1 pseudogene is annotated in these 235 nt (G+C 36.2%); it reads right to left on the reverse strand.

The window, feature by feature from the left end:
• Positions 1-96 precede the first annotated feature (96 nt).
• Positions 97-233 (reverse strand): annotated as a pseudogene (locus tag SB775_RS33970) (DinB family protein); the annotation flags it as partial.
• Positions 234-235: the final 2 nt, after the last annotated feature.

Here is a 235-nt window from a genome sequence, read left to right on the forward strand (position 1 = left end):
TGGGCAAAGAAACCCATTAAGGAGTTGACTAATTTCAAAAGACTCCCACTCAAAAAATGAGGGGGAGTCTTTTGAAATATGGGCGTCAAGGGGAAAACTTCCCCTATTTTCAATAGCCAGATGATAATAATGCTTTGATTTCAATACATGCCGAATTATCTCTAAACAAGCATAGCTTTTTCATATGGTTTCCGATCTAATTTATCACTAGGAATTGCTTTCCATACCTTTATAC

Source organism: Peribacillus sp. SIMBA_075, from assembly GCF_046534585.1.